Source organism: Streptomyces sp. MMS24-W38, from assembly GCF_059889265.1.
The window spans coordinates 4,070,135-4,083,248 of sequence record NZ_JCBCPP010000001.1 but is presented as its reverse complement, the minus strand read 5'-3'; the positions used below and the strand labels follow the sequence as shown (position 1 = coordinate 4,083,248).

At 70.8% G+C, this 13,114-nt stretch carries 12 protein-coding genes and 1 other RNA gene; 3 read left to right on the top strand and 10 right to left on the bottom strand.

All coding sequences use genetic code 11. The features are described 5' to 3' along the window. Window positions 1-27 precede the first annotated feature (27 nt). Window positions 28-1,401, top strand: a complete 1,374-nt coding sequence (locus AC6F7H_RS17520) for an MFS transporter (RefSeq protein WP_500757893.1) — start codon at window positions 28-30, stop codon at window positions 1,399-1,401. A gap of 159 nt (window positions 1,402-1,560) precedes the next feature. Here AC6F7H_RS17520 and AC6F7H_RS17515 read toward each other — a convergent pair whose 3' ends face one another. The 3 genes from AC6F7H_RS17515 to smpB form a co-directional block, all read right to left on the bottom strand. Continuing rightward, the gene (locus AC6F7H_RS17515; protein WP_500757892.1) at window positions 1,561-1,809 is read right to left on the bottom strand and encodes a hypothetical protein; all 249 of its coding nucleotides are present in this window, start codon (window positions 1,807-1,809) and stop codon (window positions 1,561-1,563) included. Window positions 1,810-1,999: 190 nt separating this feature from the next. Beyond that, window positions 2,000-2,402: a transfer-messenger RNA gene (gene ssrA, locus AC6F7H_RS17510) on the bottom strand. A gap of 145 nt (window positions 2,403-2,547) precedes the next feature. Continuing rightward, on the bottom strand, window positions 2,548-3,027 hold the full coding sequence (gene smpB / locus AC6F7H_RS17505) for an SsrA-binding protein SmpB (protein WP_030834350.1): 480 nt from the start codon (window positions 3,025-3,027) through the stop codon (window positions 2,548-2,550). 32 nt (window positions 3,028-3,059) lie between these two features. Between smpB and AC6F7H_RS17500 the strand changes: the two genes are divergently transcribed. After that, window positions 3,060-3,287, top strand: coding sequence for a hypothetical protein (locus AC6F7H_RS17500; RefSeq protein ID WP_500757891.1), 228 nt, complete (start codon window positions 3,060-3,062; stop codon window positions 3,285-3,287). A 139-nt stretch (window positions 3,288-3,426) separates the two neighbouring features. On the opposite strand, the gene betT is transcribed toward AC6F7H_RS17500, so the two are convergent. The 4 genes from betT to ftsE all read right to left on the bottom strand — a co-directional run bounded on the left by betT (window position 3,427) and on the right by ftsE (window position 9,014). Next, on the bottom strand, window positions 3,427-5,703 hold the full coding sequence (gene betT / locus AC6F7H_RS17495; RefSeq protein WP_500757890.1) for a choline BCCT transporter BetT: 2,277 nt from the start codon (window positions 5,701-5,703) through the stop codon (window positions 3,427-3,429). A 412-nt stretch (window positions 5,704-6,115) separates the two neighbouring features. Further along, window positions 6,116-7,309 (bottom strand): S41 family peptidase, encoded by a 1,194-nt coding sequence (locus AC6F7H_RS17490; RefSeq protein WP_500757889.1) that lies wholly within the window; start codon window positions 7,307-7,309, stop codon window positions 6,116-6,118. 68 nt (window positions 7,310-7,377) lie between these two features. Continuing rightward, window positions 7,378-8,295 carry a permease-like cell division protein FtsX gene (gene ftsX / locus AC6F7H_RS17485; protein WP_500757888.1) on the bottom strand — a complete coding sequence of 306 codons (918 nt, stop codon included), beginning with the start codon at window positions 8,293-8,295 and terminating at the stop codon, window positions 7,378-7,380. A gap of 29 nt (window positions 8,296-8,324) precedes the next feature. Then, entirely contained in the window at window positions 8,325-9,014 is a 690-nt protein-coding gene (gene ftsE, locus AC6F7H_RS17480; protein ID WP_500757887.1) for a cell division ATP-binding protein FtsE, read from the bottom strand. Between the two features lie 258 nt (window positions 9,015-9,272). Between ftsE and AC6F7H_RS17475 the strand changes: the two genes are divergently transcribed. Further along, a complete protein-coding gene (locus tag AC6F7H_RS17475) occupies window positions 9,273-9,464 on the top strand; it encodes a hypothetical protein (protein WP_109378301.1) in 192 nt (63 codons plus the stop codon). Window positions 9,465-9,592: 128 nt separating this feature from the next. Here AC6F7H_RS17475 and AC6F7H_RS17470 read toward each other — a convergent pair whose 3' ends face one another. The 3 genes from AC6F7H_RS17470 to AC6F7H_RS17460 form a co-directional block, all read right to left on the bottom strand. Next, window positions 9,593-10,249, bottom strand: coding sequence for an LPXTG cell wall anchor domain-containing protein (locus AC6F7H_RS17470; protein WP_500757886.1), 657 nt, complete (start codon window positions 10,247-10,249; stop codon window positions 9,593-9,595). 307 nt (window positions 10,250-10,556) lie between these two features. Beyond that, on the bottom strand, window positions 10,557-11,663 hold the full coding sequence (gene prfB, locus AC6F7H_RS17465) for a peptide chain release factor 2 (protein ID WP_500757885.1): 1,107 nt from the start codon (window positions 11,661-11,663) through the stop codon (window positions 10,557-10,559). 100 nt (window positions 11,664-11,763) lie between these two features. Continuing rightward, entirely contained in the window at window positions 11,764-13,050 is a 1,287-nt protein-coding gene (locus tag AC6F7H_RS17460) for a serine/threonine-protein kinase (RefSeq protein ID WP_500757884.1), read from the bottom strand. Between the last annotated feature and the right edge of the window lie 64 nt (window positions 13,051-13,114).

Sequence of the window (13,114 nt, the reverse complement as noted above, 5' to 3'; positions counted from 1 at the left end):
GCCGCGGGGGCGGGCGACGGTGAGTCCATGCCTCAGCCGACCTTCCGCAGCCGCCGTGCGGCCTCCCGGGACACCCCGCTGTTCACCGTCACGGCCGACACCCTGGTCGCCGTCGACTTCGCGCCGCGTGGGCGGCCGGACGGCTCCCGTGGCCGGGCGCCGGGCCCGTACCGCCGTCTGTTCGCCCTGCCCGGCGCCCGCGCGTTCACCGTCTGGAACCTCGTCGCCCGGCTGCCGATGGGCATGTTCAGCGTGAGCGCGGTCATGATGATCGCCGGGACGCGGGGTTCGTACGCCCTCGCCGGTGCCGTCGTCGCGACCGGTCTGGCGGCGACCGCGGTGGTCGCCCCGTGGACGGCACGGCTGGTCGACCGGTACGGGCAGGCCCGCGTCGCCCTGCCCGCGACGGTGTTCGCCGTGCTCGGCTCCCTCGCGCTGCTGCTCTGCGTGCGCCACGGCGCCCCCGCCTGGACCCTGTTCGCCTCCTACGCCGCCACCGCCACGACGCCCAACACCGGCGGGATGTCCCGGGCCCGCTGGGCCCACCTGCTGAAGGGCCGTACCGGGGCAGCCGGAGGGCTGCACACCGCGAACTCCTTCGAGCAGGCCGCGGACGAGCTGTGCTTCATGCTGGGCCCGGTGCTCGCGGCCTTCCTCTGCTCGGCGCTCTTCCCGGAGGCGGGCACGCTGGTGGGTGCGGTGCTGCTGCTGACGGGTGTGACCCTGTTCGTCGCCCAGCGCTCCACCGAGCCGCCGGCCGAGCGGCGCGCCCCGGGCCGGGCCCCCTTCCGGGCGCCCGGGATGCGCCCGCTGCTCGTCGTCTGCCTGGCGACCGGTGCGGTGTTCGGCTCGATGGAGGTCGTCACGATCGCGTTCGCGGACGCGCAGGGGCACCGCTCGGCGGCCGGAGCGGTGCTGGCCCTCCAGGCGGCCGGCTCCTGCGCGGCGGGCCTCGCCTACGGGGCGATGCGCCCGGCGGGGTCCGCCTGGTCCCGGCTGCCCCTGTGCCTGGCCGCGATGACCGCGCTGATGGTGCTGCCGCTGCTCGCGGCGGCCCTCACCGGCTCGCTCCTGCTGCTGGCGGGGGCGCTTCTGTCGGCCGGAACGGCCACGGCGCCGACGATGGTCACGACGATCACGCTGGTCCAGCGCTGCACCCCCGAGGGCCGGCTGAACGAGGGGATGACGCTCGCCGTGACCGGCCTGCTCGGCGGGATCGCCTGCGGCAGCGCGGCCGGCGGCTGGGCCGTGGAGCACCTCTCGGCGACGGCCGGGTACGGGGTTCCGGTTGCGGCGGCCGGGACGGCCCTGCTGACGGCGCTGGCCCTGTCCGGACCGCTGGGCCCCCGCTCACCGTTCGGGCCGTCGAACCGCTCCGCCGAATCCCGCCCGTCCCGTTGACGGCCCCCTGGCTCGCACACACCTTCACCCGTCGAAGCGCTTCGACACTCTTTCCCCACCCGTTCCCTCCCCCGCGAACCGTGTCTGCGGAGGACCCCCGATGTCGAAGATCGCGGATGCGGCCCGGCGCCGCGTCCGGAACGCCGTCCGCGAGCCTGGCTACCGGACGCGCCCGCCCGTGCCCTTGGCGCCACCGTCCGGGGCGGCTTCCGGGTCCTGGCGCCGGTGGCCCCGGTGCGCTCCGGAGAACCGTTCCCACAGCCATGCCCCGGCGAAAAGGACTGCCGAGCACGCGAACAGGGCCATGGCGTTGAATCTGTCCAACATGGCCCAGACCACGATCCCCGTCAGGAAGTCGACGCAGCCCAGGAAGGCGAACACGACCGAGTACCTTTTCGCCTCGCTCATCCCCACTCCTCATACTCTTGACGGGCCGTAGCCGGCGCCGTACCGCGACGGCGAAGGACCCGCTTCCCTCACGGACGGTCGCCGTCCTCCACCCGCGAGGCCAGGGCCTCGCGTGCGACCCATGGGGAGGCCGGCCGCGCACGACAAAGGCCCCGTCGCTGGTGCGACGGGGCCTGTGCCCACATGGGAATTGTGGAGATGGCGGGAATCGAACCCGCGTCCAACGGTGCGGAACCAGGGCTTCTCCGTGTGCAGTCCGCTGTGCTTTTCTCAGCCCCGGAGATCACGCGGACAAGTCTCCGACGGGCTCAGTCACTGTTAGGTTTCCCTCTTCACCCCGTGACCGGGATCAAGGTTTAGTCCCCTGAATGATGCCAGGATCCGGGTCGGGAACATCCCCGGGCTGACACTCCCTTTAGTAGGGGAGCCGCTGCTCGCTACCTGAGATCAGGCAGCGAGGGCGAGCTCGCCCTGGGAGATGGATCGCTTGGAATTGGCGATTATTTTTTTCGGCCTGTGGTTTACGAGATCATGGCCGCTTCCTCGACACGCTTCCCCTGCCTCGACAGCCGCTGTCGAAACCGATCATCCCCATGTTTTCTTCTCAAGGTGCGCACCCACTGTGGGGTGCTGTCGCCATCGTACGTGACCAACGCGGGTCGGTGCCAGCGTATTCCCGTGCGACGGGTCCGGACGGGTCCGGCCCCCTCACGCACGGCGGTCCGCCGCGGACGGGCGCTACGCCCGCTGCTTGCGGCGGACCGCCGAGATCGCCCGCTCGGTCTCGCGGCGGTCCTGCTTCTCGCGGAGCGTCTGACGCTTGTCGTACTCCTTCTTGCCCTTCGCCAGCGCGATCTCCACCTTCGCGCGGCCGTCCTTGAAGTACAGGGCGAGCGGCACGATGGTGTGCCCCGTCTCCTGTGACTTGGACTCCAGCTTGTCGATCTCCTCGCGGTGCAGCAGCAGCTTGCGCTTGCGCCGCGCGCTGTGGTTGGTCCAGGTGCCCTGGCTGTACTCGGGGACGTGCACGTTGTGCAGCCACGCCTCGTTGCCGTCGAGCTGGACGAAGCCGTCCACCAGCGAGGCCCTGCCCTGACGCAGCGACTTCACCTCGGTCCCGGTGAGGACCAGGCCGGCCTCGTAGGTGTCGATGATGAGGTAGTCGTGCCGCGCCTTCTTGTTCTGCGCGATCAGCTTGCGCCCTTTTTCCTTAGCCATAGTGCCGCCCATTTTGGCACTACGGAGGGGGTTTGCGGGAAACCGATTTCAGGGGCGGGGCGTGGGGCCCGGCCGACGGGCCGAAGGACTCCGGGCGCAAGGCGATGCACGTGCACGGCCGCACCGGCGAGGCATGCCCCGTCCGCGCGGACACCGTCCGGGATGTGCCCTTCGCGGACTCCTCGCTCCAGTACCGCCCCGCCCGCCGAGAGCCCGAGCCCTCCTGGCTCCAGCCGTCCCTGACCGGACGCCGTCCGTGATATCGGCGGCGTCCCCGCGTGGGAACGCGCGTTTCACGGACGGCGTTTCCGAGTGCCGACGCCGGGGAGCGGTGGCGCGGTGAAGCGGTGGGGGTACGAAGCGGGTGGCGCGGGCACCGGCCGTCCGGTGGAACGGCGCCTACGCCTTCGGCCCGCTGCCCACCGTCCTCGCACCGGCGTCGTCCTGCGGCTCCGCGGGCGCCACCACCGGGACGGCGCCCGTGGTGGTCACGACCGGCGGCGTGAGCACCGAGGCGTAGTCGTGCTGGGTGGAGTAGGTGAGGAAGCCCAGGTGCGCCTCGTAGCGGTCCAGGACGTCGTCGATCACCTGCTGGTGGGACAGGCCCATGAGGTCGTAGCCCTCGGAGCCGGTCTGGGTGAACACCTCGACCCGGTAGTAGACGTCCGTCTGGCGGGACATGCGTCCGCCGAACATCGGCACCGGGGCCTCGACGGCCTGCACCTGGTAGTGGAAGTCGCGGTGCTCGGGGATCGTGACCACCAGCGCGTGGCCGACGATGCCGGTGTCCTCGTTCGGGACCAGGTCCAGCGTGGCCTGGTAGCCCTGCTTCCCGAACTCGCGGACCACGTCGGCCAGCGCCGACTGTACGGTCCGCTCCATGAACTGGGCCACCTGCCTCTTCGAGGGGTAGGAGCGCATCCGCTCCAGCCGCTGGCGCCAGGTGCGCTCGGGCACGTGGCCGCCGTGCGCCGCCGTCGACTGCCGGCGCAGGACCCGGCCCTCGCGCTCGGCCCGCTCCATGCGCAGGACCTTGGAGAAGGAGGCCATCACCAGCCAGGCGATGATCGTCACCGGCAGGGCGAAGATGAGCGTCGCGTACTCCATGGTGGTGACCCCGCCGGCCACCAGCATCGCGATGGTCAGCAGCGCGGTGAGCACCGCCCAGAAGATGCGTAGCCACTTCGCCCCGTCCTGCGACGGCTTGGGGATCGAGGAGGAGAAGTTGGACATCACCATGGCGCCGGAGTTGGCGCTGGTGAGGTAGAAGAGCAAGCCGGACAGTGTGCCGAGGCCGATCAGGAAGCTGGCGCCGGGGAACATCTCCAGCAGCGCGTACCAGCCCTTCTCCGGGCTGTCCATGGCCTGTTGGGCGAATTCCTTGTTCCCGTTCAGGACCTGGTGCATGGCGCTGTTGCCGAAGATGCTCACGAGCAGGAAGTCGCAGAGCACCGGGGCGGTGATGGCGGCGATGACGAACTCGCGCAGCGTCCGGCCGCGGGAGATACGGGCGAGGAACAGGCCCACGAACGGGCCCCAGGCCAGCCAGAACGCCCAGAAGAACAGGGTCCAGCCGCCCATCCACTCGGAACCCCCCTCCTGGTAGGCGAAGGTCTGCAGGGTCCGGTCCGGCAGCGAGAAGACGAACCGGCCGATGTTCTCCACCAGGGCGTTGAGCAGGAACGCCGACTCTCCGGTCACCAGGATGTACAGCAGCATGGCCGCCGCGCCCCAGATGTTCAGCTCGGAGATCAGCCGGATCCCCCTGTCCATGCCCGAGGTGCAGGCGGCGATGGTCATGATCACGGCCACGACCACCAGCGCGATCTGCAGGGCCAGGCCCTGCGGGAGGCCGAACAGCAGGGAGAAGCCGACGTTCAGCAGCACGACGCCGATGCCCATGGAGGTGGCGACGCCGAAGACGGTGCCGACCAGGGTGACGATGTCGATGGTGTCGCCGATCCCGCCGCGGACGCGCTTGCCGAGCAGGGGGTACAGGGCGGCCCGGATGGACAGCGGCATGCCCCAGCGGTAGGCGAAGTAGCCCATGGCCATGCCGAGCAGCGAGTACATGGCCCAGCCGGCCACGCCGTAGTGGAACATGGTCCAGACCACGGCGTCCTGGGCTGCCGCCGCCGTCTGGCCCTCGCCCGTCGGTGGGGCCATGTACTGGGTGATGGGCCCGGTGACGGAGTAGAAGAGCATGTCGATGCCCACACCGGCGGCGAACAGCATGGCCACCCAGGTGAAGAGCTTGTACTGCGGCCGGGAGTGGTCGGGGCCGAGCCGGACGGAGCCCTGCTTGGACAGCGCGACCCAGAGGACGAACACGATCACCGCGGTGACGGTCAGGACGTAGAACCAGCCGAGGTTCTCCGCGATCCAGGCCACCATGCCCCGCATGGTGCCGGCGGCGTGCCCGGGCGCGAACATGGCCCAGAGGGAGAAGGCGACGATGATGGCCGAGGCGATGACGAAGACGCGCCAGTTGACCTTGGGGCCGGGCTCCTCGATGAGTTCCGCGGGGGCCTTGCTGAGCTCCTGGCGGGAGACGGGAGGACGGTTCTCGGTCTCCTGGCCGTGGCGCCGCCGTTCGGTGCCGCCGAGGTGACGGCGTTCGATCGGGGCCTTCGGCTGCTCGTTCCCGGGGCGGGGCGTGTCTACGGCTTCCGGCATGCGGTCCTGTTCCTATCGGCGACAAGTTCGGGCGGGCGTCAGCGTGAGCAGAGGTCCGCGGCCTCGATCCCGAAAGAAGGGGAGAGGCTGTGCACAGGGGGCACAGGGGGGCACTCCGTCGTACGCCCTATCTGGCCATGTTAGCCCCAATGCCGGATATGCCCCCGGGCGGCGGCTCACGGGGGCAGGGGACCAGGGCGCCGCGCGGGGTCCGCCGGAGGCCTGTCCGACACATACCCGTCGTCCGCCCGGAGGGCCGGTTCAACGGCGTGCCGGGGGTCGCCCCTCGCCCCTGCTCACAGGGGTCCCCCCTGTTCGAGCGGAGCCGAGAGGGAGAGGAGCCACATGGGCGTTTCGGCAACGCGGCTGGGGTCCCCCTGCTCGAAGAACTCGGGGGAGGACGTGCCGAACGTCACTGAGCAGGCGGGGGTCCGTCGGCCAGGGCCTGGCGGCCGAGGCCGGTGAGGACCGTGCCCGCCTGCTGGAGCGCTTGTTCCTCGGTCTCCAGGTCGGGGGTGATGCCCCGGCCGTCGACGCCCCGGCCGGACGGGGTGCGGTAGTGGCCGACGGTCAGTTCGGCGACCGAGCCGTCGGGCAGCCGGCCGGGCATCTGCACGGAGCCCTTGCCGAAGGTGCGGGAGCCCACCACGACCGCCCGGCCTCGGTCCCGGAGGGCGCCGGCGAGCAGTTCGGCCGCGCTCATCGTCCCGCCGTCGACCAGCGCGACCAGGGGTCTGGTGGTGTCGCCGCCGGGCTCGGCGTGCAGGGCGCGCTGCTCGCCCTCGACGTCGTAGGTGGCGACCAGGCCGCCGTCGAGGAAGGCGGAGGCCGCGGTGACCGCCTCGGCGACCAGGCCGCCGGGGTTGCCGCGCAGGTCGAGGACGAGGCCGGCGTCGGCCGGCGCCTCCTCCACGGCGGCCCGGACCTCGTCGCCGGAGCCCTTGGTGAAGGCGCCGACCTTGACGACGGTGATCCGGCCGGGGAGTTCGTCCACGGTGACGGTGTCCCGGGACAGCCTGGCCCGGCGCAGGGTCTTGCTCCACGTGCGCGTGCCGCGTTCCAGACCGAGGCGGACGGTGGTGCCGACGGACTCGGCCGCGTCGTCACCGCGGAGCAAGGAGACGACCTCGGTGACGGGCCGTCCGTCGACCCGCTCGCCGTCGACGCTGCGCAGCCGGTCGCCCACGCGGATACCGGCGTCGGCCGCGGGGGTGTCGCTGCCCACCCTGGTCACCTCGATACGGCCGGACCGTTCGCGGGCCCACAGGCCGACGCCGGTGTACCGGCCGTCAAGGGCGTCCTCGAACTCCTCGTACTCGTCCGGGGAGTAGACGGCGCCCCACCGGTCCCCGCTGCGGCTGACGGCGCGCTCGGCGGCCTCCACGGGGGACGTGCCGGTCGCCATGGCCTCCTCGGCCGCCTCGGCGACCTTCGCGTGACGTCCGGTGGGGGCGGCCGCCTGGGTGGGGCGCGCGGTGGGCTTCCGGTCGGTCGCGGGCAGACTGCCGGTGGCCGCGCCGGCCACGAGAACGCTCGCGAACACCAAGGTCAGGGCGGATCCGCGGCGGACGCGGCGGGGCTGACAGAACAGGGCACGACCTGACATGCCGGCGAGTCTAGGACAACGCGAAGGGGCGCACGGCCGGTTGACCGTACGCCCCCTCTTGGCAAGAGTCACACCTTCAGGTACTTGCGCAACGCGAAGAAAGCGGCCAGGGCAGGCATCAGCAGACTGGTGGCGAGGATCAGCGGAAGCTTCGTCAACACCGCGTCCCAGCCGATGAAGTTGATCAGATTCAGCTTCTCCGACAGCGCCAGTCCGTTGTCGATGATGAAGTACCGGCCGACCAGCAGGAATCCGCAGGCGAGGGTGCCGCCGATGAGTCCGGCGACCGCGGCCTCCATGATGAACGGCGCCTGGATGTAGAAGCCCGAGGCGCCGACCAGACGCATGATCCCGGTCTCCCGCCGACGGCTGAACGCCGAGACGCGCACCGTGTTGACGATCAGCATCAGGGCGACGACCAGCATGAGCGCCATCACCGCGCGGGCGGCCCAGTTCATGCCGTTCAGCAGCCCGAAGAGGTTGTCCAGGATGCCCTTCTGGTCCTGCACCGACTGCACCCCGTCCCGCCCGTCGAAGGCGGTCGCGACGACCTGGTACTTCTCCGGGTCCTTCAGCTTGATGCGGTACGACTCCTGCATCTGGTCCGGGGTGAGGGAGCTGGCCAGCGGGGAGTCGCCGAACTGCTCCTTGTAGTGCTTGTACGCCGCGTCCTGGGACTCGTGGGTGACCGAGTCGACGACCGACATCTTCTCCAGGTCGCCCTTGATCTGCCCCTTCTGGTCCTCGGTCACCGCGCCCTTGGCGCAGTTGGGGTCGGACTCGGCGTCGCTCTTGTTGCACAGGAAGATGGAGACGTTGACCTTGTCGTACCAGTAGCCCTTCATGCTGCTGACCTGGTCGCTCATCAGGAGCGACCCGCCGAACAGGGCGAGCGACAGGGCGACGGAGACGACGACGGCGAAGGTCATCGTCAGATTGCGGCGGAGACCGACACCGATCTCCGACAGAACGAACTGGGCGCGCATGGCGTGGGGTTAAGCCTTTCCGTTCCTCGTCAGTGCTGGTAGCCGTAGACGCCGCGTGCCTGGTCTCGGACGAGGCGGCCCTTCTCCAGCTCGATGACGCGCTTGCGCATCTGGTCCACGATGTTCTGGTCGTGCGTCGCCATCACCACGGTGGTGCCCGTCCGGTTGATGCGGTCGAGCAGCTTCATGATGCCCACCGAGGTCTGCGGGTCGAGGTTGCCGGTGGGCTCGTCGCAGATGAGCAGCTTGGGCCGGTTGACGAAGGCCCGCGCGATGGCGACGCGCTGCTGCTCACCGCCGGAGAGCTCACCGGGCATCCGGCCCTCCTTGCCGCCGAGCCCGACGAGGTCGAGCACCTGCGGCACGGACTTGCGGATCTCGCCCCGGGACTTGCCGATGACCTCCTGCGCGAAGGCCACGTTCTCGGCGACCGTCTTGTTGGGCAGCAGGCGGAAGTCCTGGAACACCGTCCCCAGCTGGCGCCGGACCTGCGGCACCTTCCAGTTGGAGACGCGTGCGAGGTCCTTGCCCAGGACGTGCACCTGACCGTGGCTGGCCCGCTCCTCGCGGAGGATCAGCCGCAGGAAGGTGGACTTGCCGGAGCCCGAGGACCCCACGAGGAACACGAACTCGCCCTTCTCGACCTCCAGGGAGACATCTCGGAGGGCAGGACGGTTCTGCTTGGGGTAGGCCTTGGAGACGTTGTCGAATCGGATCACGGGTGCACCACGGGTCGCCGGGGGTAGATGTGCGTGACCTTACGCGAAGCGGAAGCCCGACCGCAGTCACCGGAGTGGGTTGCGTGCCACTTGCGCGCTTTATGCCGGATGTGCGGCGGGCCCGCCGGCCCGGAGGCGGGGGCGGGCAGGATACGGGGGCCGCGCCGATTTCCGGGGAACCTGGCACAGTGGTGGGGGGAACGTTCGCGCCGCCGCGGGCGTTGTACTGACTGGAACCGGTGCGAGGAGGGAGAGCGGATGACGTACGACCGGCTGGTGTGCGCCAACTGCGCCGCACCCGTGAGCGAGGGCCGGTGCCCGGTGTGCCGCGCGAGCCGTGAGCGGATGCAGCAGGTGAACTTCTTCGCGGGCCTGAACCCCATGACGCTGATCGCGCTGCTGGCGGTCCTGGTCGCGGCGGTGGCACTGCTCGCCCACCAGACCGTCTGACCGTCGAGGATCCACCGTCCGGCACGGAGAACCCCGAGCATGCCCGAGGGGCCCGGAGCGCATGTGCGCTCCGGGCCCCTCGGCCTGTGTCCCTGCCCTGCGTACGGTGCGTACGCGCGGCGTCACCGTCAGGCGGTGGCGCCGCCGCGGCCGGTCATGAGGCGCGGCAGCACGCGGAAGCCGATGCCGCCGGCGATCATCGTGGCGGCGCCGATCACCAGGAAGGTCATCTCGGCGGCGCCGGTCTCGGCGAGCTCCTGGCCGTTGCCCTGGGCCGACGTGGCGGGCTCGTCGCCCGTGCCGGTGAGGGCCGAGGAGCCCTGCTCCTGGACGGAGACGTCGGAGCCCCCGGCGGGGTTGGCGGCGTTGCCGCCACCGCCGTTGCCCTTGTCGTTACCCGGGGCGCTCGGGTCCGTCGTCGGGTCCTCGGTCGGGTCCGGCGTCGGGTCCTCGGTCGGGTCCGTCGTCGGGTCCTCGGTCGGGTCCGGCGTCGGGTCCTCGGTCGGATCCGTCGTCGGGTCCTCGGTCGGATCCGGCGTCGGGTCCTCGGTCGGGTCCGGGTCGGTCGGAATGGTGGGCTCGGTCGGGTCCGGCTCCGTCGGGTCCTCGGCCGGATCCTCATCGAGGTTCACGTCGACGCCGACGTTGGCACCCTCGCTCCCGACACCGGCGTTCACGCCTATGCCGAGGGCGGAGGCCGCGCCGGCGGCGGTCAGCGAGGCGCCGCCCGCGATCACGGCAGCGGCCGCGATCCGTGCGACACGGATACGCGTCTTCTTGGTCATCTGGTTGCTACCCCCAGTAGCTCATCGTCAATGAGGCGGCGCTCGGGGCCGTGATCAACGGGGGTGACTGCGGTGAAACGCCCCCCGGTTCACATGCGCCCCAGAGATACGCATGCCGCGCCTCACCCTTCCCACTTTTCAAATCGACGTCAAGGCCGTTGCGTACGCGATGTCCACCTACGCACGGTTTGCCGGTCATCGAAGCTGTGAGTGTGATGCAAAACCCCGACATCCCCGGCATAAGAAAGGCAACTGCCGCCCTGAGGGCGGCAGTTGCCTTGTCGACAAAGCGCTGTCAGCGCGGGGATCACTTCTCCCGCTGCTTGCGCCAGCGAATTCCGGCCTCCAGGAAGCCGTCGATCTCACCGTTGAACACGGCCTCGGGGTTGCCGACTTCCTGCTCCGTGCGCAAGTCCTTGACCATCTGGTAGGGGTGCAGCACGTACGAACGCATCTGGTTGCCCCATGAGTTGCCGCCGTCGCCCTTGAGGGCGTCCATCTTGGCCTGCTCCTCCTGGCGGCGCCGCTCCAGCAGCTTGGCCTGGAGGACGTTCATCGCGGTGGCGCGGTTCTGGATCTGGGAGCGCTCGTTCTGGCAGGAGACCACGATGCCGGTCGGGATGTGCGTGATGCGCACCGCGGAGTCGGTGGTGTTGACACCCTGGCCGCCGGGGCCCGAGGAACGGTAGACGTCGACGCGCAGCTCGCTCTCGTCGATGTCGACGTGGTCGGCCTTCTCGACGACGGGGAGCACCTCGACGCCCGCGAACGAGGTCTGGCGCCGGCCCTGGTTGTCGAAGGGCGAGATGCGCACCAGTCGGTGCGTGCCCTGCTCGACCGAGAGGGTGCCGTAGGCGTAGGGCGCCTGCACGGCGAAGGTGGTCGACTTGATGCCGGCCTCCTCCGCGTACGACGTCTCGTAGACCTCGGTCTTGTAGCCGTGCTGCTCGGCCCAGCGCAGGTACATCCGCTGGAGCTTCTCCGCGAAGTCGGCGGCGTCGACGCCACCGGCCTCCGCCCGGATGTTGACGAGCGCCTCACGGGCGTCGTACTCGCCGGACAGGAGGGTGCGGACCTCCATCTCGTCGAGCGCCTTGCGGACGCCCGTGAGCTCGGCCTCGGCCTCCGCGCGGGTGTCCGGGTCGTCCTCCTCCTCGGCCATCTCGAAGAGAATGACGAGATCGTCGATCCGCCCGCGCAGCGTCTCCGCCTTCCTGACCTCGGCCTGGAGGTGGGAGAGCTTGCTGGTGATCTTCTGCGCCGCCTCCGGGTCGTCCCACAGGGAGGGCGCGGCCGCCTGCTCCTCGAGCACGGCGATGTCTGCCCTCAGCCTGTCGAGGTCCAGAACGGCCTCGATCGACTCCATGGTCGAGGAGAGGGACTTGAGCTCTTCGGATACATCGACGACTGCCACACCCCCAGCGTAACGGCTCGCTCGAGCCGCCCATACCGAACACCGGGGCCGGAATCCCACCGGCGGCGTCAGTACTGGTCACGCGTGGGGCGGGTGCGGCTCAAGGGGTGGCTGGGGCCGAGTTGTTGCTGTCGTTGTCGTCCTTGGGGTTTTTTCCCGGCTCGTCGTTCGAGGTGGCCAGCCATGCGCCGACGCCCACCGCGGCCAGCAGGGTCACCGCCAGCACGGCCAGGGTCAGCCGGCGCCGGCGGGCGAGCGCGCGGTTGCGGGCCGAACCGGGACGGCGGGCGCCGCTCGCGCGGGGGGCACGGGCCGTGCCGCGGGCGCCGCCGGCCAGCTCGTCGGGGCTCGGTACCCGCATCGAGGTGTGGGTGTCCCGGTTGGAGTCGGCCGGCTTCGCGCCCGGCACCAGCGGGACCGCGCCGCGCCGCCGCACGGGCACCCCGGTGCCCGGTGCCGGGCCGGAGGCCGGGATGTCCCCTCGATCCGGCCTCTCCGTCCTGTCCGGCCTCTCCGGCTCCACCGGATCCGTGTCCGGCTCGTCCACGTCCAGCGGCGGCATCCCCGCCAGCATCGGCAGCAGCTCCCGCAGCCGTGCCCCCAGCTCTGAGGCCCGCAGCCGCGAGGCCGGCGCCTTGGCCAGGCACTGCACGAGCAGCTGCCACAGCTCGTCGGGGATGCCGGGGAGCGGGACCACCGACTCGGTGACGTGGCGGCGCAGCACCGCCCCGGGGTGTCCGCCGCCGAACGGCGTGAAGCCCGCGAGCAGCTCGTACAGGACCGTGGCGAGCGCGTAGATGTCGACCGACGCGCGCGGCGGCAGGCCCTCCACGATCTCCGGCGCCAGGTAGTCCGGCGTCCCGATGATCTTCGTGGCCCGGGTGCGGCGCGGGGTGTCGATGAGTTTGGCCACGCCGAAGTCGGTCAACAGGGCGCGGTGCGAGCCGCCGGGGCCGAGCGGGCCCTGCATGTCCAGCAGCACGTTCTCCGGTTTGACGTCCCGGTGCACGACCCCCGCCGCGTGCGCCGCCGCCAGGCCGTCCGCGATGTCGGCGACGATCGCCACCGCGGCCTCCGGCGCGAGCCTGCGCTCCCGGTCGAGCCGGGTGCGCAGATCCGTGCCGCGGACCAGGTCCATGACCAGGGCGAGATCGTTGCCGTCGACCACCAGGTCGCGCACCGAGACGACGTGCGGGTGCTCCAGGCCGAGCAGCGCCGTCCGCTCCCCCACGAAACGCCCGACGAGCTCCTGGTCGGAGGAGAGGTCCTCGCGCAGCAGCTTGATGGCGACGGGTCCTCGCGGCCCTTCGCCGAGCCACACCGTGCCGGCGCTGCCCCGGCCCAGGATCTGGTGGGCGGTGTACCGGCTGCCGATCTTCCGTGCCAAGACTGCTCCTACCGACGCGTGTTGCCGCCAAAGCTACGCGCCCCGAAAGCCGACGTTCACCGGG

Bases quoted from the DNA above. Each gene is read 5' to 3' on its own strand.
- AC6F7H_RS17515 (WP_500757892.1), bottom strand. From the start codon at position 1,809: ATGAGCGAGGCGAAAAGGTACTCGGTCGTGTTCGCCTTCCTGGGCTGC.
- betT (WP_500757890.1), bottom strand. From the start codon at position 5,703: ATGCCGGAAGCCGTAGACACGCCCCGCCCCGGGAACGAGCAGCCGAAG.
- ftsX (WP_500757888.1), bottom strand. From the start codon at position 8,295: ATGCGCGCCCAGTTCGTTCTGTCGGAGATCGGTGTCGGTCTCCGCCGC.
- AC6F7H_RS17470 (WP_500757886.1), bottom strand. From the start codon at position 10,249: ATGACCAAGAAGACGCGTATCCGTGTCGCACGGATCGCGGCCGCTGCC.
- AC6F7H_RS17520 (WP_500757893.1), top strand. From the start codon at position 28: ATGCCTCAGCCGACCTTCCGCAGCCGCCGTGCGGCCTCCCGGGACACC.
- AC6F7H_RS17490 (WP_500757889.1), bottom strand. From the start codon at position 7,309: ATGTCAGGTCGTGCCCTGTTCTGTCAGCCCCGCCGCGTCCGCCGCGGA.
- smpB (WP_030834350.1), bottom strand. From the start codon at position 3,027: ATGGCTAAGGAAAAAGGGCGCAAGCTGATCGCGCAGAACAAGAAGGCG.
- AC6F7H_RS17475 (WP_109378301.1), top strand. From the start codon at position 9,273: ATGACGTACGACCGGCTGGTGTGCGCCAACTGCGCCGCACCCGTGAGC.